Here is a 26,294-nt window from a genome sequence, read left to right on the forward strand (position 1 = left end):
AGCCAACGTTCAGCTTTCCTTTGCCAAAACATCCCGCAGGCATTGCCAAATGCGCCCAGCGCATGGGGCATAGCATGGGCAAAGGGGGAATGGATGGGCGCTCGCGATCTGGGAATGACGGCTTCGAGGCAAGCGCATGGCTCTGAGGCTCAGCCCTCGGAGCGTCCTGCCGGGGCAAAGATACCGGACGCGGCGCGGGTCCATCTCGGTGCCGAACTGAGGGCGTTCTACGCCTGCATTCTCGCCGAGGAGCAGCCGCCGGCCCTGTTGGATCTGGTTGCGCGCCTCACCCAGGCTTCTACGGGGCGTGACGCCGCGGCTTACGCTGCCTTCAGCGCCGATCTACTCACCGCGCTGCCGGGTCTGAGGGCCTTCGCCCTGTCGCTGGCCATCAACGCGGCGACGGCGGACGACCTCGTACAGGAGACGCTCCTGAGAGCATGGCAGAACCGGCACCGGTTCGAGCCCGGCAGCAACCTGATGGCCTGGCTCTGCACCATCCTGCGTAACCATTTCTATACGGAGTGCCGCAAGCGGAAGCGGGAGGTCGAGGACGCGGATGGGGCCATGGCCGCACAGGTCGCCGCGCCGGCAGCCCAGGAGGCGAGCAGCGACCTCAAGCGGGTCTGGCAGCATCTCGGCAAATTGCCGCCGTCGCAGCGGGAGGCCCTGATCCTCGTCGCGGCCCAGGGCATGACATACGAGGCCGCCGCTGAGCTCATCGGCTGTCAGGTCGGTACCATGAAGAGCCGGGTGAGCCGCGCACGGTCGTCACTGGTGGGATCTCTCGGAATGGACGTGCACCAGAAGACGCCCATGGGCCAGATCGCCAGCGACAGTCTCGAACCCGCGGCGGTACAGATCGGTCTCGGCGCCTGAATGCAGCGGGACGGGATGCGTAGTTAACCGCGACCGGTCTGAGGACCGGTTGTGGGACAGAGCCGCGCACGAGAGGTAGGTTGTCTTGACGGCAGAGCTGACATGAACGGCGACTGACCTCGAACATAGTCGCCGAGAGTGACGGATACTTTCTGGCGGGATCGACGTTCCGTTCCATTCGCCGTTTCACGATAACGGTCGAAGGATAGCCGATGACAACAGCACCGTATCGCGTCGATATCTTCGCACCCGATGGACGCCGCAGCCTCGTCGCGTTCACGGAGCGGGAGGTCGCCCTGAAGGCCGAGTCCCTGCTCGCCTTCTACAAGGGGAACGTGCTCAGCGTCGGCTTCACCGTGACCTGCCACGATCCAGAAGCCGCGCGCCGGATCGCCTTTTACCTCACCGATGTCTCACGCGAGCTCGAACTGATCTGAGACTGGCGATCCTGTTCGGCCAACTCTCGCGGCCATCAGGATATGCATCGGGACGGGGTTTTGCCGACGTCCGGACTCTGCATGAATGTGGAAGCCAGAAAGCTGTCGCGCCAACAAGTCGTCGACATGGCTGAGCATCTCGATGTGTTGGCGCGCCCTGCGGGAATCGAACCCGCCTTTTCAGCGTGAAAGGCTGACGTCCTAACCGATAGACGAAGGGCGCTTGCTCGAGAGCGAGGGTTCTATAGGCGGCTTCCCCCGGCAGGGCAACCGGTGTTTCGCGGTGTTTCACGCTTGACGAACGGCATGGCGGTCGCTTTGTCGCTTCTCAGCACCCGCGCGGCGTCTCTGTCGTGCCTTCAGGCAGTGGATAACACCATGAATACGCGACGCGATGGGCCGGGCGGGCCCCGCACCAGCCGGCCGGGCGGCCAGCGCGACCGGTTTCGGCATGGGCCGCCCTCTTCCGGGCCCCGCGGTGTCAGCGGCGATCACGTCGTGCTCTATGGATGGCACCCGGTGTCGCAGGCGTTGGCGAATGAGGGCCGTGGCCTGCATCGGCTTCTCGCCACCGAGAACGCCTTGGCGCGCCTGACCGAGGAGCTGGGTCAGCTCAGGATCGACGCCGAACTCGTGCGCCCCAACGCCATCAACGCCTTGCTCGGGCCCGATGCCGTGCATCAGGGCCTCTATCTGGAAGCCGATCCCCTCCCCGGCCCGGATCTCGACGACCTGCCGGACGATGCGCTGCTGTTGGCACTCGACCAGATCACCGACCCGCATAATGTCGGCGCCATCGTCCGCACCGCCGCCGCCTTCGGCGTCGCGGGCATCATCACCACGGCGCGGCACTCGCCCACCGCCACGGGTGTGCTGGCGAAATCCGCCTCGGGCGGGCTCGAACACGTGCCGCTCGTGATCGTACGCAACCTGTCGGATGCGCTCATCGATCTCGGCAAGCGCGGCTTCACCCGCATCGGTCTCGATTCGGAGGGAGAGGCCACCCTCGATTCCGTCGGGCCGAAACGGCCGGCGGTGATCGTGCTCGGAGCCGAGGGCAAAGGCCTGCGCCAGCGCACGCGGGACAATTGCGACGTCCTGGCCCGTATTCCGTTCAGCGGCGAAATCCGCAGCATCAACGTATCGAACGCCGCCGCGATCACGCTCTATGCCCTGAGCGTTCGCGGCGGCTGACGCTTCGGTCTCAGCGCCAGAACGGCTTCACATCGAGAAGCGCCTCGTGCGCCTTCTCCGCCGCCTTGAGCAGTTGGCCCGTGCGGGCCTCTCCGTCGGCGGCGGTGAGGCCGGCGGCGAACAGCGCCCGCCCGTCGACGCCGGCCGTCTCACCGTTTCCGGTGTCGGCCAAGCTCGCCAGTACGGAGTGTGCGGTGGCGAGGTCGTTCAGCGCGCCGAGGTGATCCTGCAGGTCCGAGAGGGCCGCGACGAAGGCCTTGTGACGCTTCTGCGCTGACTTCTCCGCGTAGAGCGAGGCGAAGAACTCGGCACCGTAGCGCAGCTTCTTGGCTTCGATGCGGACCTCGTGGCGGGCTTCCGCATCGATGCGATGGAGATGCCGGCCGCGTTTGCGGATACGCCGGCGGGCCTTGTCGAGCGTCGCTTCGGCATGGTCGCGGGCCGAGACCGGCTCCCGCTTCCCGTCGCCCCGCCACGGCCCGGTTTCGATCCAGGCGGAGAGGTCGAGAATCAGGCTGCGCCAGGCTTGCGATTCGAGGATCGCGAACACGGTCCCGTAGGCGCGGTCGCGTTCGGCTTCGAGGCGGATTCGTAGATCGTCGAGCCCCGCTTCGTCCGGCCTGCGGGTCATCTCGCCGGCCAGGGTCTCGCTGAGGAAGACGTCGAGGTTGCGGGCATGCCCGAACGGCTCGGTGACGCGCTTGATCTCCTGGCGCAGATGGGTCGCGGCGGGATCGCTCGCGAGGATCGGCTTGAACAGGGTGAAGGCCGAGCGAAGGCGTCGCAGGGCGACGCGGATCTGATGCAGACCCTCCGGGTCGCGCGTCTTGAGGAAGACATCCTCGTTGAGCCGCAGATGGGTGAGGCAGGCGATGGCGATGGCACGGAACGCCTCCGCCGCCGACCCGTCCGGGCTCAGCTTGACCGATCCGGCCTTGCTCGGCCGGCGCAACGTGCCGCTGAGGATCCTGAAACCACGCTCGCTCTTCGACAGGACGCCGAGGCGCAGCGGCACCGTCTCTGCAAGGGTTTGGGCGAGGGAGAACAGGTCGGCCGGATCGCCCTCGATCAGTTCGAGTTCGAGCTCCCAGATGGGAGCGTCCCCGTCCGGCGTCTCGACCCTGCCTTGGTCGAGGGTCGCCGAGATGCGCGAGGTTCCATGGGCCACGGCGCGGGTGCTGCGCTCGATCACGGTGGTGACGACGGCATTGAGGTCGGGCGCGGACGCGCTGCCGAGCACGTCCGGGACCGGTGTATCGTCGATGAGCGACAGGTCCGGGGTCGGGCCGTCCACGGCCCATTCCCATTCCGACCGGTCGAACAAGCCGGCCGCCGACGAGGCGGCCTTCACCGTCTGGACATGGCGCTCCCCGTGCCTCCGCACCCGCAGGGTTATTCCCTGGCGGTGGAGCGCCCGCTCGGCCGTGTCGTAATAGGTGGCGGAGAGGAATTCCGGGTCGGTCGGCCCCTCGACGGCGAGGAGCGGGTGGCGCGCCAGTTCCAGCAATTCGGCGGCGCCGCAATCCAACTTCAGCTCGATTTCCCTCGGGGTAACCATCGGTCGTCCTGTTCTCTGGTCCGGTGTGACGAGTGCCAACGCCCGAGGACCGGTTGTGGATCATCCCCGTGCTTCCCGGGCCGCGCAAGCGCGCTATGCCGCTGCCGGATGGACAAACGTGAGAAATCCCGTAGCTGAGGCGGGATGGCCCGATGAATCGGGCTTCGGTCCGGCGCGCAGGATCATAGGCACGGGATCGTAAGGGTTCGATGACGGTAGACCGGGTAAGGGCCGATCGGCTCCTGGTCGAGAATGGCCATTTCGAGAGTCGGGCGAAGGCCCAGGCGGCGATTGAGGCGGGTCTCGTCACCGCAGACGACCGTCCCGTCACCCGTGCCTCGGACAGGATCGACCGGTGGGCGCGTATCGTGGCGAGCGCTCCCCATCCCTTCGTCTCGCGCGGAGGGCTGAAGCTGCAGGCTGCGCTGGACGCGTTCGGGTTCGATCCGGCGGACCTTATCTGTCTCGATGTCGGCGCTTCCACGGGAGGATTCACCGATGCGCTGCTGCGGGCGGGCGCTCGGCACGTCTATGCGGTCGATGTCGGCCGGGATCAGCTCCACGCCTCTCTCCGCGGCGATCCGCGCGTGACCAGTCTCGAGGGCCAGGACGTGCGCGGTCTCGATGCGATCACGATTCCGCTTGCGCCGTCCCTCGTGGCGATCGATGTGAGCTTCATTGCCCTTCGCCTTGTCCTGCCCGCAATCGTGCCGCTCATGGCACCGGGCGCGGCATTGGCCGCCTTGATCAAACCTCAATTCGAGGCGGGGCGCGACCGGGTCGGGCGTGGCGGCATCGTGCGCGACGAGGCCGTCCACCAGGCGGTCTGCGAGGAGGTGACGAACCTCGTCGCCGATCTCGGCCTGTCGGTCCTCGGCCTCATCCCCTCCCCCGTCGCCGGTGGCGACGGCAATCGCGAGTTCCTCATCGGGGCACGCTCTCAGGTGCGCCCATGACGGATAGGACCATGACCGAACAATCGAACCTTTCCACCCTCGAGATCGCGCGTCTCGGACAGCGCGGGGATGGCATGGCGACGGATGGCACCATCGTGCCCTATGCCCTGCCCGGCGAGCGCGTCTCGGTTCGCCGCGATGGGACGCGGGTCTCGCTCGTCGCAGTCGAGACTCCCTCCCCGGACCGGATCGACCCGTTCTGCGGCTATTTCGGAACCTGCGGCGGTTGCGCGGTCCAGCATCTGGCGCCCGAGCCCTACGCCGCCTGGAAGCGGGGCAACCTCGCGCAGGGCCTGGCTCAGGCCGGAATCGAGGTTCCGTGCGAGCCGACCCGCGATGCGCATGGATCGGGCCGCCGCCGGCTCACCCTCCATGTGCGCGAGAGCGACGGCAAGGGCGTCGCCGGGTTGATGGAGGCGCGCAGCCACGCCCTCGTGGCGATCGATCATTGCCCGATCACGGTCGAGCAGCTGCACCGTGCGCCCGCCGTCGCGCGGGCACTGAGTGCTCCCCTCGGTCATGGGCGCAAACCCCTCGACGTCGCCTTCACGGCCACCGAAGCCGGCCTCGATGTCGACCTGCGCGGCCATGGCCCGGTTAGTGAAGGCCTGCGCGCCACGCTGGTGCGGCTGGCGGGCGAACTCGACCTCGCGCGCCTGTCCCTTCACGGCGATATCGTGGTGGAGCGTCGCGCGCCCGCGATCACCACCAGCGGGGCCCGCCTCGTGCCTCCGCCGGGAGGATTCCTGCAGGCGACGGAGGCCGGCGAGGCCATGCTCGCCGAACTCGTGGTCGCGGCCCTGGACAAGCGTGTGAAGCGCGTCGTCGATCTGTTCGCCGGGGCCGGCCCGTTCACTCTCGCCATGGCCCGTACACGGGATGTCCATGCTGTAGAGGGTGAGGCCGCGGCGATCGCCAGCCTCGACCGGGCGTTTCGGTCGACACCCGGTCTGCGCCGGATCACGAGCGAAACGCGCGACCTTTTCCGCCGGCCACTTCTCCCTATCGAACTCGAAACCTACGATGCCGTGGTGTTCGATCCGCCGCGCGCCGGCGCGCAGGCCCAGGCCAAACGCATCGCGGAGGCGAAAATCCCCCTGGTCATCGGGGTCGCGTGCGACATCGGCTCGTTCGCGCGCGACGCCGCGACCCTGATCGAGGGGGGCTATCGACTCGAACGGGTCGTTCCTGTCGACCAGTTCAAATATTCGAGCCATCTCGAAATGGTGGGCGTGTTCCGGAAGGATGTCGCCAAGCGCAGGCCGTCGCTGAGGTAAGAACCGGTCACCGATGGGCGGTCGGCCACCTCGATCCCAAGGCGCAGTGCGCTGCGGCACATGGCAGGGGGCTGTGAGGTCATGGCAGCCTCGCTCAGAATCCCATGGTCGGCGGGGGCTCTCATCGCCACGTTAGCGGGAGCCAAACCTCACCCCATTCAGGATTCTTCGTCGTGGACGTCTTCACCGCAAAGATGCTGGTTTCCGCAGCCCTCGTCACGGCCATTGCCGGTTTCTCCCTCCTGACCGCTGGTTGGGCCCTGCTCGATGTCTATAGCGACTACCGCAATGGTGCCGAAGAGCGCGCCTCTTCCGCTCCCCGGAACTGAGCATTCTCGGGTCCCGATCAGAACAGGGTTCCTTGAGCATCCTCATCGCTGGATCGCGGGCGGTCTTTCGGTGGAATGTTCGCGATCGGGGCCGGTCCGGCACGACCGACCGGGACGGCGAGGTCCGCGCCCTCATTGCGGGCGTCATTGACCCGCGCACTGACCGGATCGAGGGTTAGCCACTCGTCGGGGCATGGCCGGCACAGCGCGGCCGCCTCTTCCGGTCCTGTGCCGAGATGGTCGAGCCAGGGCTCGATGGCATCGGGCGACAAGATGGCGGGCATACGGTCATGGACCGCCGCCATGGTGCCGTTGGCGCCCGTGGTGACGATGGCGGCGGTGTCGATCTCGGACCCGTCGGCCCCGAGCCAGTTCTCCCACACGCCCGCGAAAGCCATCGGCGCCCCGTCCGCCCGACGGATCATGTAGGGCGTCCGCGTCATGGTCTTGCCGGTTCCCTCCCGGCGCCATTCGTAGAATCCATCAGAGAGGAAGACGCAGCGGCGGTGGCGGATAGCCCCGCGGAACGTCGCCTTCTCCAGCACCGTCTCGACGCGCGCGTTGATGATGAGCGGAAAGCCCTTCGGGTCTTTCAGCCAGCTCGGCAGGAAGCCCCAGCGTACAAGCCGGAAGTGCCGTTCTCGGCGTTCCGCCAACACGATCGGCACCGGCTGTGTCGGCGCCACGTTGTAGCGCGGCGGGAAGTTCGGCTGCTCGGCATAGCCGTAGAACGCCCGGAAGACGTTCGGATCCTGTTGGATGAGGAAGCGGCCGCACATGTGCTTACCTTCGCCAGCCGTCCAGTGCAGGACGAGCCCGATGAGCGGTGCCGACGCTCCAGGGACGCATGAGATCCATCCTGCCCTACAGCCATTTCTTCCAGCGAAAGAATACGTACGGCAGTACAGCGGCCACCACCATCATCACCACGGCCATGGGATAGCCGAAGTTCCAGTCGAGCTCCGGCATCGCCTTGAAGTTCATGCCGTAGATCGAGGCGATCAGCGTCGGCGGCATGAACACCACCGCCATCACCGAAAACAGCTTGATGATGTTGTTCTGCTCGAGATTGACGAGGCCCAGCGTCGCGTCCAGCAGGAACTGGATTTTGGACGAGAGGAAGGTCGCGTGCTCCTCCAGCGACTGCAGATCGCGCAGGGTCGAGCGGACGTCTTCGCGCAACTCTCGCGGCGCCTTGGTGGTGCGGTAGGTCGCCGAAAGCGACAGCAGAATGCGCTCCATGGAGACCAGGCTCTCGCGCTGCTTCGAGATCAGATCACCCAGGCGTCCGAGTGCCCGGAGCGTGTCCTGCAGGGCGGTGTTGCGGGCCGATGGGTCCTCTTTCTCCTCGAAGATCTTGCCCGAGAGCCGGTCGATCCGCTCGCCCTGGAGCTGAAGCACGTCCGCCGCTCGGTCGATCACGGTCTCGATCAGCCCGGCGAGGATCGTCTCGCCCGACGGAGCGGCGGAGGGCCCGTTGCCGGTCGAGCGGCCGGCCCGCTGGGTGTACATGCGGAAGGCCTGCGGCTCCTCGTAGCGCACCGTGACGAGGCGGTTGCCGCGCAGGATGAAGGTAATGCCGGCGAGCCCCGGTTCGTCCGCGTCGCTGACCTTGCTCAGCACGCGCCCCGTCATGTAACGCGCCCCGTCCTCCACATAGAGGAGTTCGGAGGGCTCGATGTCCTTCATCTCCTCGCGGGTCGGCACCGAGATGCCCATGAAGGCCTCGACCTTGAGGTCTTCCTCCCGCGTCGGGCGGATCATGTCGAGCCAGACGGTCTCGTCGGGAATGGGGTCCTGCAGTTCGAGGGGACGGCGATCGAGCAGGATGTGCCCGGGGCCGGCGATCGGCTGATGGATGAAAATCACGCGTTACGTCTCAGGCGAGGGCCCCGGAAGGCGGTGTGTTCGCATCCGGCACGAAGAAGTCCGGCGCAAGGGGTATACCGGGTGTGACGCGGTATTGTGTGAAGTCCGTGACACCTTGCTCGGCGAGGAAGCTGTCGTCGATGAGGAAGCGGCCGGTGACCTCGCGGGAAGGCTTGAGAAACAGCGCACGGGCGGCATCCGCCATGATCTCCGGTTTGCGGCTCGCCTGGATCAGCGCCTCGCCGCCGAGGAGATTTCGTACGGCAGCCGTCGCGATGGTTGTGCGAGGCCAAAGGGCGTTCACGGCGATGCCCTGGCGACGCAATTCGCCGGCGAGGCCGAGTACGCAGAGCGACATGCCGAACTTCGCCATCGTGTAGGCGAGATGCGGCGCGAACCACTTCTCCGCCATGTCGAGGGGCGGCGACAGCATCAGGATGTGCGGGTTCTCTGCCTTCTCCAGGTGGGGGATCGCGTATTTCGAGACCATGTAGGTGCCGCGGGTGTTGATCTGGTGCATCAGATCGAAGCGCTTCATCTCCGTCTGCGGCGTACGGGTGAGCGAAATCGCGCTCGCATTGTTCACGACGATATCGATCCCCCCGAAGGTTTCTGCCGTCCGCGCGATCGCTGCGGCGACACTGGCCTCGTCGCGCACGTCGACGAGGAGCGGCAGGGCCCGACCGCCTGCCGCCTCGATGGCCGCCGCCGCCGTATGGATGGTGCCTTCGAGCTTGGGATGCGGCGTCTCCGTCTTCGCGGCGATGGCGACGTTGGCGCCGTCGCGCGCGGCGCGCAGGCCGATGGCGAGGCCGATGCCGCGCGAGGCCCCGGTGATGAACAGGGTCTTTCCCGCCAGGGAGTTCAAATCCGTCATGCCCGTTTCCTCATGGTCCAATTTGAAAGCGCGGCGGCTGCGTGCCGTCTAGATCGGTGAAGCCGTATTCAGCGGCGAGATCGCCTGCATGGAGGATGTGCCCGGTACGGGCATGGACGATGGGATCGGCGGCCAGGGCCGCCAGGGCACGGCCGGCATAGAGCGGGCTTTCGGTTGCCCGGTCGGCATGGCCGTTGTCGCGGGCTCGCTCCGTGCCGACGAAACCCGGCGAGAGCCCCAGCACCGTCACGCGATAGGGTGCGAGGTCCTGGGCGCAGGCATAAGCGAGACGGTTCGTCGTCGCCTTGGCGAGGTCGTAGAACACGTCGCCCAGATAGCCGGGCTGCGTATCGAACGAGGCGAACGCGATCAGCCCCCGTTTCGCAGAGACCATGGCGGGTGCGACCGCACGCGCCAGGAGCAGGGCCGGTAATGGGCCGGTTTCGAAGAAGGACGAGATCGGCTCCACGGAGCGTCGCCAGAACGGGGTGCCCCATTCTACTCCATCGGCGTAGCGCTCGCCGTCGAAACCCTCATTGCCGCCCCAGACGCTGGAGACCGCGACATCGATCCGCCCGAAGCGGCGCAAAGCCCATTGGACGAGGCGATCCACCTCCCGCTCGCTGGTATGGTCGCAGATGTAATGATGGCCGTGGCCGCCTGCGGCATCGACCGCACGGGCCGTATCCTCGATCGTCTCCGGCCTACCCTCGGTGCGAGGCCCCGTCTCGCTCGATCGTGCCGTGACGATCACCGTGGCGCCGGCTTCGCCCAATCCACGTGCAAGGCCCCGTCCGACGCCGCGCGAAGCCCCGGCCACGAGGCAGATCGCGTTGCTCAGGTCGGGCGCATTCCTGCTCACGGTGCATTCGTTTTCCCGAGGAAGCGCGCGAAGGCTTCCTGCGCCTCGGGCGCTCGCAAGCGTTCTTCGAAGGCCACGGCCTCGGCTTCCAATGTGGCCTCGACGTCGGCCTGGTCGCCACGGATGAGCTTGCGGGTCGCCGCGACCGCCCCCCGTGGCAATCCGGCGAGGCGGGCGGCCTGGGCCATGGCGTGATCCTCCAGAAGGTCGGATGCGACGACATCGTTGACGAGACCCAGCCTCCGAGCCTCGTCGGCATCGAGGGGCTGTGACAACAGCAGGAGTTCGGTGGCCTTCAGGAGCCCGACCCGTCGCGGAAGCAGATAGGACGAGGCCGCCTCCGGCACGAGGCCGAGTTCTACGAACGGCATCCGGAACCGCGCCGCAGGGCTGGCATAAACGAGGTCGCAATGCAGCGTCAGCGTCGTGCCGATCCCCACCGCGATCCCGTCCACCGCCGCTACCATCGGCGTGGCGGTCCGGGCGAGCTGCCGGATGAAATGCAGGGCGGGTGCTTCCGTGAAAGGCCGTCGCGCCCCCGCGACGAAATCGGCGAGGTCGTTGCCGGCGCTGAACGCGCCCGGCGCCCCGGCGAAAACGATGGCGCCGATGCTCTCCGATGAATCCGCCTGCGCGAGCGCGTCCCGCATGGCATCGTACATCGCGCCGGTGAGCGCGTTCTTCTTGTCCGGCCGGTCGAGACGGATCAGGCGGACGCCGTCCGGTGTGTCATGGATCGCGATGTGCTCGGTCATGTGTGTCCTCGCTTTCCGGCGATCCCTCTCCCGTCTGGCCGCTAGTCCCTCTCCCCTCTGCGGGAGAGGGTGGCCCGCGAATGCGGGTCGGGAGAGTGGAGCGCGCCGTCCGGAGAGGTCGTCCCCTCTCCCGCCTGCTCCGCAGGCACCCTCCCCCGCAGAGGGGGGAGGGTCTTCGTACTCATCCCGCCAAAGCCAGCATACCGTCCTGCGTGAACCCGCCACCATCGACGACGCTCTGTTCCAATCCGCCCGCCGCCGGGAGCAGGTTCTCGGCGAAGAACCGCGCCAGGGCGATGCGGGCGCCGTGGGCGGGATCGGTCTCGCCAGTCTTGAGGGCGGCATTCGAGGCGAGCGCCGCAAGGGCGAGGCAGGTCGCGCCTTGTGCGAGGCCGAACAGGCGCAGATACGGCGTCGCTCCGGCCTGGGCTTCCTCGGGACGGTTCGAGGCCAGGGCCTTCAGCAGGAAACTCGTCGCCCGGTCGAGGCTTTCGATCCCGGCACGCAGGCGCGGACCGAGATGGCCGAAAGCGGGTGTCGCATCCTTCTGGACCGCCTCCGCCACGCGACGCATGGAGGCCAGCTGCGCCCGCACGGTGGCCCCGCCATTCAGCGGCAGCTTGCGCGCCACGAGGTCGATGGCCTGGATGCCGTTGGTGCCCTCGTAGATCGCCAGGATGCGTGCGTCGCGCATGTGCTGGGCCGCACCCGTCTCCTCGACGAAGCCCATGCCGCCATGGACCTGGACGCTCAGAGACGTGACCTCGTTGGCGATGTCGGTGGAGAAGGCTTTGGCCACGGGGGTCAGCAATGATGCCCGGTCGTTCGCTTGCTTGCCTTCGGGGCCGCGCGCGGCGTCGAGGGCTTCGGCCGTGAGGTAGCAGATGCCGCGGGCGGCCGCCGTATAGGCTTTCATCGTCAGCAGCATCCGCTGCACGTCGGGATGCTCGACGATGGGGCTGACGGGATCGGACGAGCCCGCCGCCTTGCCCTGGCGCCGGTCGCGGGCATAGGTCAACGCCTGCTGGTACGACCGTTCGGCGACGCCCACCCCCTGCAGCCCGACATTGAGCCGGGCCGAATTCATCATCGTGAACATGCAGGCGAGGCCACGATTCTCCTCACCGATCAGCCAGCCCGTGGCGCCGCCGTTATCGCCGAAAGCCATCGAGCAGGTCGGCGAGCCATGGATGCCGAGCTTATGTTCCAGCCCCGAGCAGCGCAGGTCGTTGTGGCTGCCGTCGGGAAGGATCTTCGGCACCAGGAACAGGGAGATGCCGCGCGTTCCGGCCGGGGCGTCCTTCAGCCGGGCGAGGACGAGATGGACGATGTTGTCCGCCATGTCGTGCTCGCCATACGTGATGTAGATCTTCGACCCGACGATGCGGTAGCTCCCGTCCCCCGCCGGCTCGGCGCGGCTGCGCAGGAGGGACAGGTCCGAACCCGCCTGGGGCTCGGTGAGGTTCATCGTGGCGGTCCACTCGCCGGAGACGAGTTTTTCGAGATAGCGCCCCTTCAGGTCCACGGAACCGTGTTTCGACAGCGCTTCGATCCCGCCGGCCGTCAGGAGCGGGCACAGCGCGAAGCTGATGCTGCCGGCATTCCACATCTCGCTGCAGGCGGCGTTGAGGAGCAGTGGAAGCCCTTGGCCGCCATATTCGGGTTCGGCGCTCAGGCCGTTCCAACCGCCCTCGATCCAGGTGCGATACGCGTCGGGCCAGCCCGGCGACGTGGTCACGGCACCGTTCTCGATACGCGCGCCCTGACGATCCCCGATGGGGTTGAGGGGCGCTATCACGGCGTCGGCCACCCGGCCGGCCTCTTGCAGGATCGCGTCCGCATCCTCCAACGTCAGGTCGCCATGGGCGCCCGAGGCGATGGCGGCATCGAGCCGAGCGACATAGCGCAAGGCAAAGCTGATCTCGGCAACCGGCGTGCGATAGCTCATGGACGTATCTCCCGCGTCGTCTCGAGCGACGCTTCACCCTGTGTTTGGCGCGCGAGCCGACCCGGCGACAGGTCGGTCACGTCGTTCGCCGATAGGCATAGGCAAGACCGCATCGCGGGGATAGGCAGTCGCTGGAGCGGGACACCGCACGACGCCGCACGTCATCCGGGCAGGAGATAGTTTAGATATGAACGATCTCGCGTCAATCCCCGGCCAGACCTTGATGCTCGGTATCGACGAGGCTGGAATTGAGCGATCCGCGAATCTCCTTCGCGGGGGCGCTCTGGTCGCCTTTCCCACGGAGACCGTCTACGGGCTCGGCGCCGACGCCACCGACTCCGATGCCGTGGCGCGGATCTACACGGCGAAGAATCGCCCGAGCTTCAACCCCTTGATCGCCCATGTGCCAGGTCTCGACGCGGCCCGTCGCGAAGGCCTCTTCGACGAGATCGCCCTGCGTCTCGCGGCCGCGTTCTGGCCGGGACCGCTGACCCTCGTCGTTCCGGTCGCCCCGGGGGGGACGGTCAGTGACCTCGGCCGCGCCGGTCTTCCCAGCGTCGCCCTGCGCGTCCCGGCCAGCCCCGTCGCCCTCTCCCTTCTGGAGAAGGTCGGGCGACCGGTGGTGGCGCCCTCTGCCAACCGGTCGGGACGTGTGAGCCCGACGCGAGCCGAGCATGTCCTCGCCGATCTCGACGGTCGTATCGCCGCGATCCTCGATGGCGGGAGCACCTCGGTCGGCCTGGAATCCACCGTCATCGCTTGTCTCAACGGTCGGGCACGCCTGCTCCGCCCCGGCGGTGTGACGCGGGAGGTGGCGGAAGCCGTGTTGGGCTTTGCCCTCGATACCGGAGACCATCCTGGCGAGGCACCGATCGGCCCCGGTCTCCTCGCTTCGCATTACGCCCCTCGGGCGGCCGTGCGACTTGACGCGTTGCGGATCGAGCCGGATGAGGCGGTTCTGCTGTTCGGGCGAGATGTACCGCCCGGTACGGACGCAGCGAAAGCGCGCCTCAACCTCAGTGAGACTGGCAGTCTCGAAGAGGCAGCGTCCACGCTTTTCTCCGCTCTACGCCATCTGGACGCCGCCGGCACCGGGACCATCGCGGTCGCTCCGATCCCCCGGACGGGCCTCGGCGAGGCGATCAATGACAGGCTACGCCGGGCGGCGGCGCCCCGCTGAAATTATTTTTCGGTTTCAGGGAACCGAGTCGGCGCGAAGGCGTTCAACGATTACGAAGGTCAGTTCAGCCCCCAAATGACCTTCTCCCTTTCAAGGCTCGGATTCGTCCGAGCCTTTTTTCTTGCGTGCAATTGGTGAATGACCAAACGAGCCTCGCACCATGTGCGAGGCTCGTTCTTGACCCGACGTCGTTCAGACGGCGAGCTTGGCGGCGATGCCGGCGACATGCTTGCCCTGGTACCGGGCACCATCGAGTTCGACACCGCTCGGCTGACGGCTTCCGTCGCCATCGGCGATCGTCGAGGCACCATAGGGCGTGCCCCCCTTCACCTGCTCGACACCGTTCTGGCCGGGGAAAGAATAGGGCAATCCCACGATGACCATGCCGTGGTGCAGGAGCACGGTGTGGAAGCTGGTGAGTGTCGTCTCCTGGCCGCCATGCTGTGACGCCGTGGATGTGAAGACCGAGCCGACCTTGCCGACCAGCTTACCCTGCGCCCAGAGGCCGCCGGTCTGATCGATGAACTGCTTCATCTGGGCAGCCATGTTGCCGTAGCGTGTGGGCGTACCGAAGATGATCGCATCATAATCGGCCAGTTCGTCCACGGTGGCGATGGGGGCCTGCTGGTCGAGCTTGTAGTGGAACTGCTTGGCGACCTCGTCGGGAACGAGTTCCGGGACACGCTTCACGCTGACATCGGCCCCGGCTTCGCGGGCACCCTCAGCGACGGCGTTCGCCATCTGCTCCACATGTCCCCAGGACGAATAATAGAGGACCAGAACCTTCGTCATCATTCTCACTCCAGATCGAAAAACGCCGCAACGCAGCTTTGTGCAATGGCCGATATCGGTGAGGACGGGCCTTGCGGAAATGCCCTACTTTGCAAAATTCGTCTTGCGTCAATGCAAGGTCGCAACGGTTCGATGGGGTGCTGCGTGGCCGATTGGGACGGTTTCCGCCTTGTGCGCGCGATCGCCGAGCAGGGTGGCCTGACCCGTGCCGCCGATCATCTCGGCATCAATCATTCGACCGCGTTCCGCCGCCTCTCTGCCATCGAGTCGTCGATCCGGGCACGGCTCTTCGAGCGGCACCGGTCGGGCTACGTTCCCACTGAGGCGGGTCGCGCCATGATCCTCGCCGCCTATCGGATGGATGACACTGTCGCGCAGTTCAACCGTGAACTCGCGGGCCAATCGTCGGAGCCTGCCGGTGATGTGCGCATCACCGCACCGGCGGGCCTCGCAACCGGAGTCCTCATGCCGATCTTCGAGGGGTTTCGACGACGCTACCCGCGTATCCGCCTCGAACTCGTTCTGGCCGAGGAATCCCTCAATCTCTGCAAGGATGCCGATGTGGCGATCCGAGCTAGTGATCGACCACCGCCCAACCTTGTCGGACGACGCTTAGCGACCAGCAACTGGGCCATCTACGGGACACAGGATTACGTGGGTCGCGCTATGGCCGACAGTCCATGGGTCTATCCGAGGGCTGCCGTGGCAGGCGGCCGATTCGCCGCCTTCGCGAAATCCCGCATCGCGGCGGGAAACGTCGCCATTTCGATCAACACGGTGCTGGGCCTGCGTGAGGCGATCGAGGCCGGGTGCGGTATCGGACCGCTACCGCGCTGGGAGGCGGATACTCGTCCAAACCTGTTCCGCCTTTCAGAGAACGAACCCGAACTCGCGACCTCGCTCTGGGTTCTGACCCACGCCGAACTGCGTCATGCTCCACGGGTCAGAGCGCTCATGGATGTCATCGCCACCGAAATCGCGGCGATGCGGCCATTGATCGAAGGGACCGATTCGTAGTTCAGCCAATGGCTTCGATTTCGATCTCGTGGCCATTCACCTCGACGGTATCGCCCACGCTTTTCCCCGTCAGAGCCTTCGCCATCGGCGAAACATAGGAAATCGAGCCCTTGGTCGGATCCGCCTCGTCTTCGCCAACGATGCGGAACTTCTGCTTGGTACCGTCCTCTTTCAGGATCGAGACCGTCGACCCGAAATGGACCGTCTCACCATCCATCGGCTCGACGAGTTCGGCCGAGCCGAGACGCGCGGTCCAATAGGCCAGTTCACGGGTGACGCGGGCCTCATCGGCCTTGGCGCCAGGCGTCAGAGCGGAAAATTCCGACTGCAGCCGAGCCACTTCGGCTTCCATCTGGGCGAGACCCTGGGGGGTGACGAAATTGGTGTGGGGCGAGATGGGGCGATCGGGAAGATCCTCGAACGCTTCTCCGCCTTCACGCTCTTTGACAAATGCACTGCTCATGAAAACGGCAATGCTCCGCAATCATAACGGTTCCGCTCCGGGTCACCCGATGGTGACGACGGTGCGGCCACGCGTCCGCCCCTCGAGGATTTCCTCTGCGAGCGTCCCCACCTCCGAGAGTGGCACTGTGCTCGTCATTCTGGCGAGGAGGCTTCGGTCGAGGTCCCGCGCGATCCGCGCCCAGGCTTCCCTGCGCTTCGGCAACGGGGTGGTGACACTGTTGATGCCGAACAGCGTCACGCCGCGCAGGATAAAGGGTGCCACCGAGGTCGGCAGGTCCATGCCTCCGGCGAGGCCGCAGGCCGCGATAGCACCGTCGGCCTTGGTGGACGCGAGGAGATTGGCGAGCGTCGTCGAGCCGACGGCATCGATGCCCGCTGCCCAGCGCTCTTTCGCCAGAGGCTTTCCGGGATTCGCGAGCTCGCTCCGGTCCATGATCTCGGCAGCGCCCAGCGACGTCAGGTAATCCGCCTCGCCCGAACGACCAGTCACGGCGATGACACGCCATCCAGCCTTGGCTAGCAGCGCCACGGCGACTGATCCGACACCGCCGGACGCACCCGTAACGATGGCGGGGCCGTCGGCAGGGGTGAGGCCGTGGGAATCGAGGGCCATGACGCAGAGCATGGCGGTATAGCCGGCGGTCCCCACCGCCATCGCCTCTTCGGGCTTCAGCCCATCCGGCAACGGCACGAGCCAGTCGCCCTTCACCCGCGCTCGCTCGGCATAGGCGCCGAGATGGCTCTCGCCGACGCCCCAGCCGGTGAGCACCACGGCGTCGCCGGGCTTGTAGTCGGGATGGTCCGAAGTCTCCACGATGCCGGAAAAGTCGATGCCGGGGATCATCGGGAAACGTCGCACGACGGGCGAACGGCCGGTCATGGCCAATCCGTCCTTGTAGTTGAGGGTCGAACGCGTGACCCGCACGGTGACGTCGCCGTCCATGAGATCTGCTTCGTCGAAATCCGTGAAGCGGAGATTCTGTCCCGCTTCGCCCTTTTCGATCACCCACGCCTTGAACGTCGCCATATCCGCCGGTCTCCTCACGCCTCGACGGTGACCTGTGTCGAGGGCGCCCTGAATCAAGACGGCCCCGGGCGGTGAGACGCCCGAGGCCGAGACGACGTCGCGTCGGATCAGATCAATATCCGTCGTAAATGCTGCCGGTGGAGAAGCCGAGGCCGACGCCGACATCGGCCGAACTCGCACCGGTGATGCCGAACGCGTCGGGAATGGAGCCGATCAGAGGAGCGCGGGGGGAGCCAGCATAGCCGCTCCGATAGCCGCCACCATGAGCGGGCACCCAGCCCGACCGGCCGCGCGAGACCAGGACGGTGCGCTGGACGCTGGCATATTCCGCAGGGATCGTCTCGGGGATCGTCTGGCCGGGCTGAGCCAGGATCCGGCGATGGCGCGTTGCGAAGCGCGGCGGAACGTCGACCCAGCAGCCGATCATCTGGCCGTACGCGTCCCGGCGTGTCTGCCAGACGCGGCCGCCCGGGGAGAGCTGGACCTGTTCGGCGACAGTCTCGAACACCGGGGGAATGGAGCGGTAGACGGTCCGCGCCGGGCGGACGAGAACGCGCTCGGAGACGGTGTCGTAGACGGGCGGCGTAGTGACGTGACGGTAGCATTCGGCGCCGCCACAGCCTCCGGCCTGGGCCGATGTCGCGAGAATCGAGGTACCGAGCAAGGCGCCGGCAAGGGCGAAGGCGGACAGCGTGAAATGGGCGACCGGCGCGGTCATGATGAAATCCTCGACTCTAAAACGCGATGTGGTTGGCGTGCGGCCCATGACGGCACGCACCCCTCGACGCATTAGAGGCGGTCAAGTTGCGCTCGGAGCAAGCTGTATTGCAGATCAGGGTAAAATTAACCCTGGCTTAAGACTACGCAATTTTCACTCTGCTTAAGTAAAGCGTGCGATGTCGATTCACGGGGCGTTAAACCGGATTCAGGTCTGACCGCGCTTGAGCTGGTAGAAGATGTGGCGGCCGATCACGTCCATCTTTTTCAGGCGCCTCGACCAGCCCGGCTTTACGTAATCGGCGTGATAATGCGTGGCGCCACCGACCTCGCTGAGATAGGTCCGCCCTTCGATGACCGCGCTGGCGATGCGGCTGGCGCTCTGCCAGGACGGGCCGTCGGTGATGCGCAGCGATTTGCCTTCGCAAGCGAAGGAGAACTGGCAGCCCATATAGCGATGCCGGTTCTGGTAGACGACACCGCAGACATTCGACGGGTAGAGGCCGCTCTTGACGCGGTTCAGAACCACTTGGGCCACGGCGGCCTGACCGTCCTCGGGCTCGCTCCGGGCTTCGAAATAAACAGCCTCGGCGAGGCAGCGCTGTTCCCGATCGATGGAATCGGGGCCGATCAGGTCGGCATAGCGATGCCGGGCGTCCTCGGGGGTGGCGTCGGCGATGCCCGGTGCAAAGTCTTTCCTTGGCGAGAAGCCGGGGATCATCAGGCTCGCCGCCGCGACTTCGATGGGCGTGGCATCAGCCGGGGCCGGTGTCGTCGACGACAGGGCGACGGCGCGCGGGATGGCGGGTGTAGCACCGTCCGAGGGCTCATCGCCTTCGTCGTCGCTGGCCGCTTCCTGCGGGAGGGTGAAGCCGGAATTCGGCTCCAGGTCTGGCGACCAGATCGCGGAGCCGGGAACCAGCATTCCCGCATCGCTGCCCGAAAGGTTTACGTTGACGACGGGCGCTCTCCCAATCTGGCCGGTGCCTGCCTCGTGGTTCGGGTAGAGCCGCTCCGTCGCCTTCGCATCGACACGGCGGCGGATTCCCGGCGTATCGTGGGGGAGCCGCAGGGCGATCCTGGCCACGCCCTGTCCCGTCAGACCGGAGGCGGAAGGGTCGGTTCCGGCGCTTGCCGTGAAGGAGACGACGAAGCCGAGGGCGAGGGTCCAGGGCACCATCGAGGCGCGAAACCAGGGCCGTTGGCTAGGGCGGCGAACGCGTTTCGTACTCACGACCAAACAACCCGGTTAAGGACCTGACCTCACTGTCGCCGCGCATGGGGGAGCAGAAGGTACGATCCAAACTATCGGGCGTTATGGTTGCGAGTGTCTTAAGAAGACGCGCGGGATCACGTGCCGCGAAGACCTTGATCGGCCCCCACGAAAACCTGCAGCACGTCTCTTAAAGGCTTCCGGGCCGGCCGTGTGTGACCGCTAGGGCACCTACGAGAGCATTGATGCTGGAGCGTCCCTTGGTTTCGGCGATGCGCTCTGCATCAGTATTGCTTTGGGTCGCGACCGCGAAGACGAGAAGGGCGATGGTCGCAAGGCCGCCGAGCGCCGAGACGACCCAGAAATAGGCCTGCTGGACGACCCGCGGTACCGGCACGGCGTGCGAGGTTTCAGAGAGAAAAACAGGGGGTTGGCTCGAGTCGCTCATGGTCGGCGTTCCCGCGCGTTCAAAGCCATCCCACCCAGCCGGGAGCGTCGTCGCGCTTTGGTCTGGCACTAGCACTCAACGTGCCGAAGCGACATCGGTTCAAGGGGTATTCGGAGATTTATTCAACGACATTTCTCCTGGCGCAGCGCGACGAAAAAGGGCGGCCATCGGCCGCCCTTTCAGGTCTTCCTGTCCTGAAGGACCGGCACTCAGCCGCGAGTCTTGTCCCGCGTCGCGAGGGCTGCCTGGGCCGCAGCAAGGCGCGCGATCGGCACGCGATAGGGCGAGCAGGAGACGTAATCGAGCCCGACCTCCTGGCAGAAATGGATCGAGGCCGGATCGCCGCCATGCTCGCCGCAGATGCCGAGCTTGATGTCGGGACGGACCGCCCTGCCCCGCTCGACGCCGATGCGAACGAGTTCGCCCACGCCTTCCTGATCGATCGAGATGAAGGGATCGGCGGACAGGATGCCCTTCTGGGTATAGGCCCCGAGGAACGTCGCGGCATCATCGCGTGAGATGCCGAGGGCGGTCTGTGTCAGGTCGTTGGTGCCGAAGGAGAAGAACTCGGCGGTCTTGGCGATGTCCCCGGCGCGAAGGGCCGCACGCGGCAACTCGATCATGGTGCCAACCTGATAGGACAGCGTCGCGCCGGTCTCCTCTGTGACGGCCTTCGCCATGGCGTCGATGCGCGCCTTGACGATGTCGAACTCCATCTGGGTGAAGACCAGCGGAACCATGATCTCGGCGGTGACGGGGGCATCCGTCTCCTTGGCGGCCTGGACGGCGGCCTCGAAGATGGCGCGGGCCTGCATCTCCGCGATCTCCGGGAAGGCGATGGCGAGGCGGCAGCCACGGAAGCCGAGCATCGGGTTGAACTCGTGCAGCTCGGTCATCCGGCGGCGGAGCTTCTCCTCGGACACGCCGGTGCTCTTGGCCACATCCTGAACTTCCGCATCGGTATGCGGCAGGAACTCGTGCAGCGGCGGATCGAGCAGGCGGATCGTCACCGGCAGGCCCGACATGATCGTGAACAGCTCGACGAAATCCTGGCGCTGATAGGGCAGGATCTTTGCCAGGGCCGAACGGCGGCCTTCGACGTCGTCGGCGAGGATCATCTCGCGAACGGCGACGATGCGGTCCCCTTCGAAGAACATGTGCTCGGTACGGCACAGGCCGATACCCTCGGCCCCGAAGTTGCGGGCGGCGCGGGCATCGGTGGGCGTGTCGGCATTGGTGCGCACCTTCATGGTGCGGACCTTGTCGGCCCAGCCCATCAGGGTCGCGAATTCACCGGAGAGCGACGGCTCCAGCATCTTCACTTCGCCGAGGAGGACCTGGCCGGTGGAGCCGTCGATGGTGATCTTGTCGCCGGCCTTCAGCGTCGTGCCCGCCACCGTGAGGGTGCCGGCCTTGTAATCGACGCGGATCGTGCCGACGCCCGAGACGCAGGGCTTGCCCATGCCGCGGGCGACCACGGCGGCGTGCGAGGTCATGCCGCCGCGCGTGGTGAGGATACCCTCGGAGGCGTGCATCCCGTGGATGTCCTCGGGGCTCGTCTCGATCCGCACGAGAATACACTTGCGCTCGGCCTTGCGGGCGGCCTCGGCATCCTCGGAATTGAACACGATCTCGCCGGTGGCCGCGCCGGGCGATGCAGGCAGGCCGGACGCGATGATCTTGCGCTCGGCTTTCGGGTCGATGGTGGGGTGGAGCAGCTGGTCGAGGGCGGCGGGCTCGACCCGGCCAATCGCCTCCTCCTCGGTGATCAGGCCTTCGGCGGCGAGATCCACGGCGATGCGCAGGGCCGCCTTGGCGGTGCGCTTGCCGTTGCGGGTCTGGAGCATCCAGAGCTTTCCGCTCTCGATGGTGAACTCCATGTCCTGCATGTCGCGGTAATGGGTCTCGAGCAGCCCATAGATCCGTACCAGCTCGGCATAGGATTCGGGCATCGCCCGCTCCATCGACGGCTTGTCGGACTTGGCCTCGATCCGTGCCTTCTCGGTGATGTCCTGCGGGGTGCGGATGCCCGCCACCACGTCTTCGCCCTGGGCGTTGATGAGGAACTCGCCGTAGAGCGCGCGCTCGCCGGTGGAGGGGTTGCGGGTGAAGGCGACGCCCGTAGCCGAGGTGTCGCCCATATTGCCGAACACCATGGCCTGGACGTTGACAGCCGTGCCCCAGCTCTCGGGGATGTTGTTGAGCTCGCGGTACTTCTTGGCGCGCGGGATCATCCACGAGCTGAACACCGCGCCGATGGCGCCCCAGAGCTGGTCTTCGGCACCCTGCGGGAAGTCGGCGCCGTGCTCGTCGCGGACGATCTTCTTGTAGAGACCGATCATGTGCTTCCAGTCCTCGGCACCGAGTTCGGTATCGAGGCTGAAGCCCTTGGTCTCCTTGTAATGCTCCAGCGCCTCTTCGAAGGCGTGGTGCTCCACATCGAGCACCACGTTCGAGTACATGGTGATGAAGCGGCGGTAGGAATCGTAGGCGAAGCGCGGATCGCCGGAGCCTTCGGCCAGCGCCTCTACGGTGGTGTCGTTCAGGCCGAGATTCAGCACCGTGTCCATCATGCCCGGCATGGAAGCGCGAGCACCGGAGCGGACCGAGACGAGAAGCGGGTTCTTCGGGTCACCGAAGCCGCGGCCGGTTAGAGCTCCGACAGCATCGAGCGCGGCCTGGACCTCGGCCTTCAGTTCCGCAGGGTACTGACGATCGTTGTCGTAATACCAGGTGCAGACTTCAGTCGTGATGGTGAAACCCGGAGGCACTGGGAGACCGAGATTGGACATCTCGGCGAGGTTTGCGCCCTTGCCTCCGAGGAGGTTGCGCATGGAGGATTGACCCTCCGCCTTGCCGTCGCCGAACGAGTAGACCCACTTCGCCATCGCCAATGATCCGCTTGCAACAATCGGGGATGTCATACCCCTAGATGCCCCGTTGAACCATTGCATGCTGCAATGCAAGATGAACGGCCCTTAGGCGGTCATCACGCGTAACGGGCAGCGGGATTTGTCATGCGGTCATGACACAGGGTTAAGACTTCTTCATTCCTATGGTCGACGAGCAGGATTCTGATTCGCCGATTTGTCGGCTCTTGGCTGCTCGCTGACGCAACCCGAAGGGATCGGTTGGCATCATCGAATGACCCGGTGAACATCACCCGTCATTCGCCTCAACCCGCATTCCAAAACTCCAGGAACGCGGGTCGAACCCGCCATGCCGACGGCTTGGCTTGGCATTCAGGCGCGATATTTTCCGTTGCGCTTGACCAGCACCCGCGTGCCGACGGGGACGCGCTCGAACAGATCGACGATGTCCTCGTTCAACATGCGAACGCAGCCGGAGGACATCTGCTCACCGATGCTCCAGGGTTCGTTGGTGCCATGGATGCGGAACAGGATGTCCCGATTGTTCTGGTAGAGATAGAGGGCGCGGGCCCCCAGCGGATTGTCCACCCCGCCCTTGCGGGTTCTTGGCAGGTCGGGGTTGAGGGAGACCATCGTGGTGGTGGGGCTCCAATCCGGCCACACGCCCTTTCGTCCGACCTTCGCTTCGCCTTTCCAAGAGAAGCCGAGCTTTCCGACGCCGATGCCGTATTGCTGGGCCGTGCCGTCCTCCTGCACCAGGGCGAGCTGGCGGTTGTCGATGTCGACGACGATGGTGCCCGGCTTTTCCGCCCCGGTATAGCGAACGACCTGCCGACGATATTTCGGATCGAGCCGCGACGTATCCACCAGCGGCACGTCGTAGGGCTTATCCGGCATCGAACCCGTATACCAGGCGGCCTCATCATCCTGCGCCACGGTCATGGGCCCACGAGAATTGCATGCGGCCAATGGAGCGATGACGAGCAGGCTGAGAAGGACACGGCGGATATGCATCGAGGGCTCCACGAAAGTGGTCGTCGGGCGGATCATTGCCCTCATGACTACCGTCCGATGGCCGACGATGTTGTGTCTTTCACGTCGCAGCGGGAGGGAACATGCCCGCCATCTCCGCTTTACGAGAGGCAGTGCTCGCGGATTCAGCTCGTCTGGCTCAGCTTATCTTGATCGTTCGGCGCGCTGACGCCGAGCCGTTTTCCGTCCCGCTCGATCGTCTTAAGCGGTTTGCGGGCAGGAAGGCCTGACTACTGGGAATGTCGTTCCGAGCTCGGCCCGCAGGTTCGGGTCTTTCGCGACATCGACCGTCAGGCTGATCCCATCGCTATCGGCCCGGCACCGAAGGTGAGGCTGCGGAACTACGGAATGTCGAAGGCTGGGCCGCTGTCCCATCTTCACCTTGCGTTGATATCTTGACGAACGATGATCTCTGGGGCGCCGTACATGCGGACGTGAAGCATCGTAATCTCCAGTGCGGCCTGAAGCCGAACTTTCGGTTAGGGCTCCCATCCCACGGAGTGGTGTTCCCGGTTGAGTTGCCCTTCTCGAGCTCGATAACTTATCTCAGGTTGAGTTCGGTCGATGCGCTGAGGCAAGCTGCGTTGCTCCGCCGGGCCGGGCGGGGCATGCTCGACCCCGATGCGGCAGGGCCGCCGGAAACCGAGACGATGCGATGGCCGATACGCAAACCTTCACCACGACCGAGGTCGACGAGCCCCTCGCCGACCTCGCGCCGGCGATTCATCTCGACCATTGCGTCATCCACGTCTCCGATTGGGAGCGCTCGACTGCGTTCTATCGCGACGTGCTGGGCGCGGAGGTGATCTCTCGCGGGAAGGGCTTCGCCTATCGGTTCGGCGGCGTTCAATTGAACGTCCACGGCCCCGGCCTGTCGCCGACTCCGCTGGCCGAACGCCCGGTGATGCCGGGCGGCAGTGATCTTTGCTTTCGGTGGTCAGGGTCCATCGACGACGCGCTCACGCATCTCGCGGCGCAGGGCGTCCCGGTCGAACTCGGTCCTATCGAGCGCAATGGCGCCGCCGGTACGGGGATCAGCGTTTATTTTCGCGACCCCGATGGTTCGTTGATGGAATTCATCACCTATCCGACGGATTGACGGTGCCGCCTCAGCTGCGCCGTTCCGCCAGCTGCTGGTTCGTATGTTCGAGACGCAGGGCGAGTTCACGCATTACCGCGATGCTGATTTGCGGAAACTGAGCCAGCAATTCGAGGAACACCGTCCTGTCGATCCGCAAGGCGGTGATCGCTGTGTCGGCCTGCACGGTGGCAGAGCGCGGCTGGTCGGCCAGGATGCCCATTTCGCCGACCAACGCGTTCGACCCGAGAAGGGCGAGCCGGAATGGGCCGAACGGCCCGTCGATGGTGACGGCGGCTGAACCGTCGAGAATGAGATAAGCGGCATCCGCCACATCGCCGCGGGCGAAGAGCTGTTGCCCCGCTTCGAAATGTACCCGCTCACTGGTGAAAGCCAGAAGCTTCAGGCGGGACGGTTCTACCCCGCGAAAGAGCGGCACCTGTCGGAGTGACGAGACCTCGGTGTCGAGGGTCATGATGAAACGACCATTCTGAGCGCTCCGCTGGAAGACGCCGACCGATGGGCGCCTTCATCCCGCGCATCCATGCGGTTTGCCCAGGCATTGTCCAGCCCCGCGCATTCTCACGGCGAAGAGGGGCGGCCTCGCGCGCGGACATACGTCACCGTCGATGATTCGTTGCATCTGAGGCGGGTTGTCGCGGTATCCAGGCGCTCTCTCGCAATGACCAGCCGGCATGGATTAAATGGCGGCAGGCATTTGTCTTCAGCAAGGTTGGCCGAGGAACCATCGATATTGGCGAAGGTTGTCATCTTCGAGAACCACATGCTGAGGAGGCGCTGATGGCATCAGGAAATTCTACCTCAAAGCGAGGTTTTGCATCGATGGATCTGGAGCGGCAACGCGAGATCGCGAGCAAAGGTGGACGGAGTGTTCCGGCGGAAAAGCGATCGTTTTCTCAGGATCGCGAGCTTGCTTCGTCCGCGGGACGCAAGGGCGGTCAGTCGACCACACCCGGCCGGTCCGGCGAAGACTAAATTCCATTTGTTGGAAGAGACAAGGCGCGTACCGAGATTCGGTGCGCGCCTTTCTTGTTTGAGGCGACCGAATATCGAGTTCGTCCGCCGTTTTAGGCGCAACAGTAAAAAGCCCTCCGTCATCAACGAAGGGCTTGCGGGTCTCGAAGTTCAGTGTCGGTCTGTCGCTTATGCGATGCAGCGGCCTGGGATCATGCGGCGTGCTTCCGGGCCGGCCAAAGAGCTGATTGCTCCCTCACAGCCATCCCTCATGGTTCTGCGAGGCTTCAGCACGGGCTTTTCCGTCGAGACGGTATCCTGGTCCGACGAGAACGCCGGTGCCCTGCGCTCATTCGAGACCGCCGTCGTCACACGGAGCACGGCGATGTCGCTTCCACCGATCTGCGCCGGTGAGTGAATGATGGCCGGCGTCAAGCTCGCGGGGGCCTGCTGGCTCGTCGCAGCGGGATGCGACCAGCGGTCTGCTTCGCGCTGAACGACCGGCAAGACAAGCATCGTCAGGAGGGCAGCCGGTCCAC

At 65.6% G+C, this 26,294-nt stretch carries 27 protein-coding genes and 1 tRNA gene; 11 read left to right on the forward strand and 17 right to left on the reverse strand.

The annotated features are described in order from the left end of the window. Positions 1-114 precede the first annotated feature (114 nt). Positions 115-879 carry a sigma-70 family RNA polymerase sigma factor gene (locus ACYQOP_RS24575; protein ID WP_461224701.1) on the forward strand — a complete coding sequence of 255 codons (765 nt, stop codon included), beginning with the start codon at positions 115-117 and terminating at the stop codon, positions 877-879. Between the two features lie 212 nt (positions 880-1,091). After that, a complete protein-coding gene (locus tag ACYQOP_RS24580; protein ID WP_056430194.1) occupies positions 1,092-1,316 on the forward strand; it encodes a hypothetical protein in 225 nt (74 codons plus the stop codon). 148 nt (positions 1,317-1,464) lie between these two features. Here ACYQOP_RS24580 and ACYQOP_RS24585 read toward each other — a convergent pair. Continuing rightward, positions 1,465-1,539, reverse strand: a tRNA-Glu gene (locus ACYQOP_RS24585). A gap of 155 nt (positions 1,540-1,694) precedes the next feature. Between ACYQOP_RS24585 and rlmB the strand changes: the two genes are divergently transcribed. Further along, on the forward strand, positions 1,695-2,510 hold the full coding sequence (gene rlmB / locus ACYQOP_RS24590; protein WP_056430189.1) for a 23S rRNA (guanosine(2251)-2'-O)-methyltransferase RlmB: 816 nt from the start codon (positions 1,695-1,697) through the stop codon (positions 2,508-2,510). A 10-nt stretch (positions 2,511-2,520) separates the two neighbouring features. On the opposite strand, the gene ACYQOP_RS24595 is transcribed toward rlmB, so the two are convergent. After that, positions 2,521-4,068, reverse strand: a complete 1,548-nt coding sequence (locus tag ACYQOP_RS24595) for a CYTH and CHAD domain-containing protein (RefSeq protein ID WP_461224703.1) — start codon at positions 4,066-4,068, stop codon at positions 2,521-2,523. 209 nt (positions 4,069-4,277) lie between these two features. On the opposite strand from ACYQOP_RS24595, the gene ACYQOP_RS24600 reads away from it, so the two are divergent. The 3 genes from ACYQOP_RS24600 to ACYQOP_RS24610 all read left to right on the forward strand — a co-directional run bounded on the left by ACYQOP_RS24600 (position 4,278) and on the right by ACYQOP_RS24610 (position 6,630). Further along, positions 4,278-5,024, forward strand: a complete 747-nt coding sequence (locus ACYQOP_RS24600; RefSeq protein ID WP_461224705.1) for a TlyA family RNA methyltransferase — start codon at positions 4,278-4,280, stop codon at positions 5,022-5,024. Positions 5,025-5,035: 11 nt separating this feature from the next. Next, positions 5,036-6,301 (forward strand): class I SAM-dependent RNA methyltransferase, encoded by a 1,266-nt coding sequence (locus ACYQOP_RS24605; RefSeq protein WP_461224707.1) that lies wholly within the window; start codon positions 5,036-5,038, stop codon positions 6,299-6,301. A 173-nt stretch (positions 6,302-6,474) separates the two neighbouring features. Next, the gene (locus ACYQOP_RS24610; protein ID WP_311275329.1) at positions 6,475-6,630 is read left to right on the forward strand and encodes a hypothetical protein; all 156 of its coding nucleotides are present in this window, start codon (positions 6,475-6,477) and stop codon (positions 6,628-6,630) included. Between the two features lie 17 nt (positions 6,631-6,647). On the opposite strand, the gene ACYQOP_RS24615 is transcribed toward ACYQOP_RS24610, so the two are convergent. The 6 genes from ACYQOP_RS24615 to ACYQOP_RS24640 form a co-directional block, all read right to left on the reverse strand. After that, entirely contained in the window at positions 6,648-7,409 is a 762-nt protein-coding gene (locus ACYQOP_RS24615; protein WP_461224709.1) for an SOS response-associated peptidase, read from the reverse strand. Positions 7,410-7,494: 85 nt separating this feature from the next. Beyond that, the gene (locus ACYQOP_RS24620) at positions 7,495-8,499 is read right to left on the reverse strand and encodes a magnesium transporter CorA family protein (RefSeq protein WP_056430177.1); all 1,005 of its coding nucleotides are present in this window, start codon (positions 8,497-8,499) and stop codon (positions 7,495-7,497) included. Between the two features lie 10 nt (positions 8,500-8,509). Further along, positions 8,510-9,376, reverse strand: a complete 867-nt coding sequence (locus tag ACYQOP_RS24625) for an SDR family oxidoreductase (protein ID WP_461224711.1) — start codon at positions 9,374-9,376, stop codon at positions 8,510-8,512. A 10-nt stretch (positions 9,377-9,386) separates the two neighbouring features. Next, a complete protein-coding gene (locus ACYQOP_RS24630; protein WP_461225462.1) occupies positions 9,387-10,196 on the reverse strand; it encodes an SDR family NAD(P)-dependent oxidoreductase in 810 nt (269 codons plus the stop codon). A gap of 38 nt (positions 10,197-10,234) precedes the next feature. After that, entirely contained in the window at positions 10,235-10,993 is a 759-nt protein-coding gene (locus ACYQOP_RS24635) for an enoyl-CoA hydratase-related protein (RefSeq protein ID WP_461224713.1), read from the reverse strand. Between the two features lie 181 nt (positions 10,994-11,174). Then, entirely contained in the window at positions 11,175-12,941 is a 1,767-nt protein-coding gene (locus ACYQOP_RS24640) for an acyl-CoA dehydrogenase (protein WP_461224715.1), read from the reverse strand. A gap of 187 nt (positions 12,942-13,128) precedes the next feature. Between ACYQOP_RS24640 and ACYQOP_RS24645 the strand changes: the two genes are divergently transcribed. After that, positions 13,129-14,121, forward strand: a complete 993-nt coding sequence (locus ACYQOP_RS24645) for an L-threonylcarbamoyladenylate synthase (RefSeq protein WP_461224717.1) — start codon at positions 13,129-13,131, stop codon at positions 14,119-14,121. 192 nt (positions 14,122-14,313) lie between these two features. On the opposite strand, the gene wrbA is transcribed toward ACYQOP_RS24645, so the two are convergent. Next, entirely contained in the window at positions 14,314-14,913 is a 600-nt protein-coding gene (wrbA, locus tag ACYQOP_RS24650) for an NAD(P)H:quinone oxidoreductase (protein ID WP_461224719.1), read from the reverse strand. Positions 14,914-15,057: 144 nt separating this feature from the next. On the opposite strand from wrbA, the gene ACYQOP_RS24655 reads away from it, so the two are divergent. Beyond that, the gene (locus tag ACYQOP_RS24655) at positions 15,058-15,930 is read left to right on the forward strand and encodes a LysR family transcriptional regulator (protein WP_461224721.1); all 873 of its coding nucleotides are present in this window, start codon (positions 15,058-15,060) and stop codon (positions 15,928-15,930) included. Position 15,931: 1 nt separating this feature from the next. On the opposite strand, the gene greA is transcribed toward ACYQOP_RS24655, so the two are convergent. The 7 genes from greA to ACYQOP_RS24690 form a co-directional block, all read right to left on the reverse strand. Beyond that, positions 15,932-16,393, reverse strand: a complete 462-nt coding sequence (gene greA, locus ACYQOP_RS24660) for a transcription elongation factor GreA (RefSeq protein WP_419951485.1) — start codon at positions 16,391-16,393, stop codon at positions 15,932-15,934. 42 nt (positions 16,394-16,435) lie between these two features. Further along, positions 16,436-17,422 (reverse strand): acrylyl-CoA reductase (NADPH), encoded by a 987-nt coding sequence (gene acuI, locus ACYQOP_RS24665; protein ID WP_461224724.1) that lies wholly within the window; start codon positions 17,420-17,422, stop codon positions 16,436-16,438. A gap of 112 nt (positions 17,423-17,534) precedes the next feature. Beyond that, positions 17,535-18,140 (reverse strand): hypothetical protein, encoded by a 606-nt coding sequence (locus ACYQOP_RS24670; RefSeq protein WP_056430154.1) that lies wholly within the window; start codon positions 18,138-18,140, stop codon positions 17,535-17,537. Positions 18,141-18,347: 207 nt separating this feature from the next. Then, entirely contained in the window at positions 18,348-19,319 is a 972-nt protein-coding gene (locus tag ACYQOP_RS24675; protein WP_461225464.1) for a cell wall hydrolase, read from the reverse strand. A gap of 223 nt (positions 19,320-19,542) precedes the next feature. Further along, complete coding sequence (locus tag ACYQOP_RS24680; protein WP_156467845.1) at positions 19,543-19,800, reverse strand: hypothetical protein; 258 nt, start codon at positions 19,798-19,800, stop codon at positions 19,543-19,545. 209 nt (positions 19,801-20,009) lie between these two features. Then, positions 20,010-22,688: a pyruvate, phosphate dikinase gene (gene ppdK / locus ACYQOP_RS24685; RefSeq protein ID WP_461224726.1), complete on the reverse strand. Its 2,679-nt coding sequence runs from the start codon at positions 22,686-22,688 to the stop codon at positions 20,010-20,012. Between the two features lie 354 nt (positions 22,689-23,042). Continuing rightward, on the reverse strand, positions 23,043-23,720 hold the full coding sequence (locus tag ACYQOP_RS24690) for a L,D-transpeptidase (RefSeq protein WP_056430145.1): 678 nt from the start codon (positions 23,718-23,720) through the stop codon (positions 23,043-23,045). Positions 23,721-24,357: 637 nt separating this feature from the next. Between ACYQOP_RS24690 and ACYQOP_RS24695 the strand changes: the two genes are divergently transcribed. Next, positions 24,358-24,801, forward strand: coding sequence for a VOC family protein (locus tag ACYQOP_RS24695; protein WP_461224728.1), 444 nt, complete (start codon positions 24,358-24,360; stop codon positions 24,799-24,801). 10 nt (positions 24,802-24,811) lie between these two features. On the opposite strand, the gene ACYQOP_RS24700 is transcribed toward ACYQOP_RS24695, so the two are convergent. Further along, positions 24,812-25,255: a cyclic nucleotide-binding domain-containing protein gene (locus ACYQOP_RS24700; protein WP_207410685.1), complete on the reverse strand. Its 444-nt coding sequence runs from the start codon at positions 25,253-25,255 to the stop codon at positions 24,812-24,814. Between the two features lie 326 nt (positions 25,256-25,581). Between ACYQOP_RS24700 and ACYQOP_RS24705 the strand changes: the two genes are divergently transcribed. Both ACYQOP_RS24705 and ACYQOP_RS24710 read left to right on the forward strand, forming a co-directional pair. Then, positions 25,582-25,776, forward strand: a complete 195-nt coding sequence (locus tag ACYQOP_RS24705; protein ID WP_082470393.1) for a con-10 family general stress protein — start codon at positions 25,582-25,584, stop codon at positions 25,774-25,776. Between the two features lie 250 nt (positions 25,777-26,026). After that, entirely contained in the window at positions 26,027-26,173 is a 147-nt protein-coding gene (locus ACYQOP_RS24710; protein ID WP_207410686.1) for a hypothetical protein, read from the forward strand. Positions 26,174-26,294 lie beyond the last annotated feature (121 nt).

This window comes from Methylobacterium sp. CM6247 (assembly GCF_054817925.1).